This window comes from uncultured Pseudophaeobacter sp. (assembly GCA_905479575.1).
Classification (GTDB): Bacteria; Pseudomonadota; Alphaproteobacteria; order Rhodobacterales; family Rhodobacteraceae; genus Pseudophaeobacter.
On sequence record CAJQNB010000054.1, the window covers coordinates 1 to 5,073 of the forward strand.

Genomic DNA, 5,073 nt, shown 5'->3' on the forward strand with positions numbered 1-5,073 from the left:
GATGCGAAAGGTCGATGGCTGGGAAACCTTGGCTCAGCCCATCGCCCCGATCAGACTTGACCTCGCGGCCTGATCAGGCCCAAATCCACATGCTCGGAGAACGCCGCCAGAGAATTTCCACCAGATTCGAGACACAACCGCTGATGTGGCGGAACTGGTCTGGCTGTGAGACCTCAGAGGCGGCGGTTGTGGCACCGCGCACCATTGAACAGCTGCGGGAGGTTCTGGCAGCCCCCGATAAGGTTCTGCGCCCCGTGGGGGCAGGGCATTCCTTTACCCCCCTGGTGTCTGGGGGCGGGCGCATTCTTGACCTGAGCCAGATAAATATGCCCACCGTACTGACGAGCGAACCGGGCCGCGCGCGGGTCAATGCCAATGCCCGGCTACATGACCTGTCAGCTGCTCTGCAGGCCAAAGGGCAGGGGTTCCGCAATCTCGGGGATATCAATGTCCAGACCCTGGCCGGGGCCATGTCGACCGCCACTCACGGCACCGGACGGGATCTGCCCAGCATCGCGGCGGAAATGACCGGTGCCCGGCTGCTCTCGGGCAGCGGTGAGCTGGTTGAGATCGCGGCAGAGGATTTGCCAGGGGTTCAGGTCGGCCTTGGTCTTTTGGGGATCTTGCTGGAGATTGAACTGAATACCGTTCCTGCATTTAATCTGCGCCGCCGTGTTGGGGTGCGGCCCTTTGAGGTGCTGTTGGACCAGATGCATGGCAACTGGTCGGCGCATCGCTGTTTTGAATTCTTCCTGTTGCCCCATAGTGGCAAGGGGGTGCAGATTTCACATGACGTGACCGAGGCCGCGCCCAGCAAACCCCCACTTGATCTGGATGCGCTGGGGTTGCAGGTGATGAAGGTTGCCAGCGCTCTGCGCCATCTGCACCCCAAAGCGCAGCGCGGGGTTTTGGCGCTGATGTTGAAACTGCAGGGGGAGGATGACTATGTCGGCGAAAGCTGGCGCGTGCTCAGCTCGACCCGTGCCATGCGGTTTAATGAGATGGAGTATCACCTGCCACCGGATGTTGCCGAACCCGTATTGCGCGACATCATCGCGTTGATCGAAAGGCGCCACCCAGATGTCTGGTTCCCGATTGAGGTGCGCCAAACCGCCGGAGACACTGCCTGGCTGTCACCCTTTCAGCATGGCCGCCGGGTCTCGGTGGCGGTGCATATGCATGGGGGACAGGATTACACCGGGTTCTTTCACGATTGCGAAGCCATTTTCCGCAGCGCTGGCGGGCGGCCCCATTGGGGTAAATTGCACAGCCTGCAGCGGCGGGATCTCGAAGATCTATATCCTGATCTGGGCAAGTTTGACGCGCTGCGCGCCCGGCTGGACCCTAAGGACCGCTTCTTGTCCCCCGCCCTGGCCCGGATGTTTCGCCTATGAGCAGCGCAGAGAGCCTGCCAGATTTTGCGCTTTGGGATGGGGCGTTGCGGCAAGCAGGCCAGACCCTGCCCTGCCTGGTGCTGGACCGTGCGCGCTTTGTTGCCAACCTGGCGCTGGCCCGCAGCAGGGCGCAGCCCGGCATCGGGCTGCGGGTGGTGGCAAAATCGCTGGCCGCGCTGCCAATGCTGGATCTGGCGGTGCAGCAGCTTGGCGCCGTGGGCGTGATGACTTTTTCTTCGGCCATGTTGCACAGCCTGTTGCAGGAACGTCCTGCGCTGGACCACCTCATGGGGAAACCCCTGCCCGTCGGCGCCGCCGCCGAGGTTCTGACGCAGCAGGCAAAGGCCCCGGATCAGGTGATCTGGCTGCTTGATACCGTGGTGCGGGCACAGCAATATGCAGAGCTTGCCCAGTCCCGCGGTATCCGCCTGCGGGTCGCGATAGAGCTGGACGTGGGATTGCATCGCGGCGGTGTTGAGCCCGCCGCCTTTGCCGCGCTGCTGTCACAGATCCAGCAAATGCCAGAGCTGCAGCTTGAGGGGGTAATGGGCTATGAGCCGCATTTGGACAAGCTGCCGGCACCGCTGCGCAAGCGATCCATAGCAGCGGTCGGACAGGCGCTGCGTGGGGCGGCGGCGCTGCTGAAACAACGGGGGATTACCGGGCCGCAGGGGGCTACGCCACTGGTCAATACCGGCGGCAGCCTCACCTTTGACCGCTACGGGCCGGCGCAGGGGGTCAGCGAAGTCTCGCTAGGGTCCGTGCTGGTAAAGCCACAGGACTTTAGCCGCCCCGCAACCCGTGGGTTTCTGCCTGCGATGTTCATCGCCACACCAATTCTTAAATACCGCGCCAACAACCCGTTGCCGGGGCTTGACGGGTTAAACCCCCTGCTGACCTGGCGCCGCCGCGCCAACCTGGCCATCTATGGCGGCTATTGGAAGGCCTCGCCAGTCTATCCCCCTGGCTACGGCTATTCTGGGGTCTTTGGCCGCTCCTCAAATCAGGAGGTCTGGTCCGGCCCGCAACTCGCGGCGTCTCCGGTGGATCACTTTGCCTTTTTGCGCCCCAGCCAAAGCGAGGCGGTGATCCCCGAGTTCGGCGAGATCCTGGTGCTGTCAGAAGGCCAGATCACCGAAACCTGGCCCGCGCTGAGCCCACGTCACTAGCTTGCTGCCTTCCCCACGCAGCATTGGCGCGCAGGATGATGCCGGTGGACAAGATGAGGCCGGTGGAAATGTGTTTGTAGATCCTGCCTGTGGCGCTGCTGTGTTCAATAAAACCAAAGGCACTGGCGACCCCGGCAGGATTCGAACCTGCAACCTGCCCCTTAGGAGGTGGTAGCGGGCGCTACAGATCAGTGGGTTAGCTACAAAAAAGCAATGTTGAAAACATCTGAAAACCGGAGTTTTGCAGCCCATTTTTAGCTGGGCAGGTTCAGCGAACCAAAGAGCATACCCTCTTTCAATCCGCCTTACCTCTACCGCTGGCCTCTTCCACCAATCCGAGATCTAAAGCCCCTGCCGCGCGGCGTAGGTAATCAGGTGAAAACTGGGCATAGGTTGATCTGGTTACGGACGGATTGGAGTGCCCAAGGTATGACGCCACCTCTTCAATTGGAACGCCAGCCTCGACCATAAAGCGGCCAGCGGTACGCCGCAGATCATGCGGTGTGCAATGTTCGATTCCGGCGCGTTTTACTGCGGCATTGAACCCGGTCTTGATCGAGCCAACTGACCGGCCACCCCATTCAATAACAAACGGAGAGACTGAAGCAGTCTGTGCGGTGTGGAGGGCAGTTATTAGAGTGTTATTGATAGGAACTGTGGCACGACCCTTTTTGGGACCGATCTCGTCCTTGGCTAGTTTGATCACCCTGCGTTCCAGGTCAACACGGTCCCAGGTTAGCTCCAACAATGCTCCTATCCGGCCTGCAGTGGTGAGCATGAGCAAGATTGCCAGCTGAATGTGTGGATCCACTGCGGCTAAGATCAAAGCGCTTGCCTCTTCTCGGGTAAGATATCGGCTGCGTGGCGGCGGCATCTGTGGGAGTTCGATGTGCGGCGCCGCGTTGATCAAGCCTCGTTTCTCGGCCCATTTCACGGTGGCGCGCAAACAGTTCATTTCAGTGCGAATTGTTCCATCTTTACGGCCTTTGGCGCGGCGTGTTGCTATGTAAGCACGACAATCCTCAACTGTGATCTGATCGGCTCCGAAGTGTCCGAAAACGGGCAGAACGTTTTTGCCGACTTGGGCCAGTTTCGATGCTTGTCGCCGTTCTCCCATGTCCTCCTGATATGCAGCCCATGCTTGGGAGATGGTGACGCCACTCTCAGGCGCCTGTGCAAACAGGATCAGTTCGCGTGCTTCTTTCTCTGCCTCCTGGCGCGTGTTAGCCGCAAGGCGATAACGTCGCCTGCGCCCGTCATCTTCGTTCCAGATGACGACCCAGCGTCCTTTGAGGCGTCCAAGTCGATAGTCGCGCATTCGTGTTTCTCCACTGTTTTGGCTGCAATTCGGTAGCTTTTTCCCACTCGAAAAGCGGGTAGTTGCCCATTTCGGATCATGGCGCGCACAGTTTCACCGGAACAACCCCAGCGTCTGGCTAGGGTGTCAGCGGTGAAGGGGGTTTCTGTTTTCATCATGCTGCAGTCTCTCATAAATTTAAGGGGTTCATCTTCTGGGCGGTTGCGTGGCTAGCCCATTGATCTGCCATTGCGCGGGCAACAGATCACAGGACCAGGCGTCATGGCCGCGATCGAGAAACGCCCGGCGCACCGCGCCGCTGGTTTCGCAGCCGATCAGAACTTTCAACTGTTTCATGGTGCTCCTAGTCTTTTCCTGCGGCACGGCGCATGCGGCGGATACAGCGCCGCATGATGCCGGCGCGTTCCTGCCGCAGGGCTGATAGCGCCAACTCCTTGCGCAAGATCCGGTTGTGCAGCCGTGCAAGGCGTTCAAATTCTTCCGGGGTGGCGTGATGCGTCCAGGGCGCGCCAAGCCCGAACGGCTTTTCTTGGCGAGGGGCTGGCATCTCTGCCTGTACAGCAGCGGCAAGTGCACGGATGAAATCAGTCGGGGCGTGTATTGTCGGCATTTATCCATGCTTTCTTGGGGCTTGGATGCGGCCAGACCAGATCAGGAAGTCGGTGTGCATATTCTCAAACCGCTGGCGCGCAGCGGTGTCGGTTGCAAGCTGGCGGCGGCTTTTGACCTGGCAGACGGTGCGCAGATGTTCGGTGGCGGCTGTCGGGCTGAACTGGCCACCGGGAAAGCCATTGCGGGTGGCGGCGTAGCGCTGAAAGGCCACGTCATTGGCCAGCATGGCGGCGCGCATTGGTGCCTTGTCCTGGATGATCTGCTGCATGGGAGCCTCCTGTTGTCTTGATGGGGCGCGGCGGGTGTCGGTGAGTGATGGGCTTTGAGTGCCGCGCCCCATTGGGCAGCGCTCACGCTGCCGGTGTCGGGCATGGGGAAGAGTGCTGAGCGACCGGGGTTTTGGCAGCGGCGGCGAGCCAGGCTGATAGCGCGGCATAGTCATCGCTGCCAATTTCGCAGATTCCGAGGAGGTCTGCGCGGTGGGTCAGGGTTTCTGGTTCCCACCAGTCCTGCGGATCATCGCTTGGCGGTGTGATCATGCCGCCGAGGTCAAGGAACCGCAAAAGCCGCTCAAAGCCGT

The 5,073-nt window shown here is 60.5% G+C and carries 7 protein-coding genes and 1 pseudogene; 2 read left to right on the forward strand and 6 right to left on the reverse strand.

Annotated features, from left to right (window positions below):
• Positions 1–1,394: D-arabinono-1,4-lactone oxidase (locus QZ268_RS14385; RefSeq protein ID WP_295453982.1), on the forward strand; the 1,394-nt coding region annotated here is incomplete at its 5' end.
• On the forward strand, positions 1,391–2,563 hold the full coding sequence (locus QZ268_RS14390; protein ID WP_295453984.1) for an alanine racemase: 1,173 nt from the start codon (positions 1,391–1,393) through the stop codon (positions 2,561–2,563). The genes QZ268_RS14385 and QZ268_RS14390, both read left to right, overlap by 4 nt.
• 295 nt (positions 2,564–2,858) lie before the next feature.
• On the opposite strand, the gene QZ268_RS14395 is transcribed toward QZ268_RS14390, so the two are convergent.
• The 6 genes and pseudogenes from QZ268_RS14395 to QZ268_RS14415 form a co-directional block, all read right to left on the reverse strand.
• Complete coding sequence (locus QZ268_RS14395) at positions 2,859–3,836, reverse strand: tyrosine-type recombinase/integrase (RefSeq protein WP_365322430.1); 978 nt, start codon at positions 3,834–3,836, stop codon at positions 2,859–2,861.
• Positions 3,749–4,054, reverse strand: coding sequence for an excisionase family DNA-binding protein (locus tag QZ268_RS20210; RefSeq protein WP_365322426.1), 306 nt, complete (start codon positions 4,052–4,054; stop codon positions 3,749–3,751). Before QZ268_RS20210 ends, QZ268_RS14395 begins: the two co-directional genes overlap by 88 nt.
• 13 nt (positions 4,055–4,067) lie before the next feature.
• On the reverse strand, positions 4,068–4,217 hold the full coding sequence (locus QZ268_RS14400; protein WP_295453995.1) for a hypothetical protein: 150 nt from the start codon (positions 4,215–4,217) through the stop codon (positions 4,068–4,070).
• 7 nt (positions 4,218–4,224) lie between these two features.
• Complete coding sequence (locus tag QZ268_RS14405; RefSeq protein WP_295453990.1) at positions 4,225–4,491, reverse strand: hypothetical protein; 267 nt, start codon at positions 4,489–4,491, stop codon at positions 4,225–4,227.
• Entirely contained in the window at positions 4,492–4,761 is a 270-nt protein-coding gene (locus QZ268_RS14410) for a hypothetical protein (RefSeq protein WP_295453993.1), read from the reverse strand. It abuts the gene before it with no gap.
• Positions 4,762–4,843: 82 nt separating this feature from the next.
• Positions 4,844–5,073: pseudogene (locus QZ268_RS14415) on the reverse strand (hypothetical protein); the annotation flags it as partial.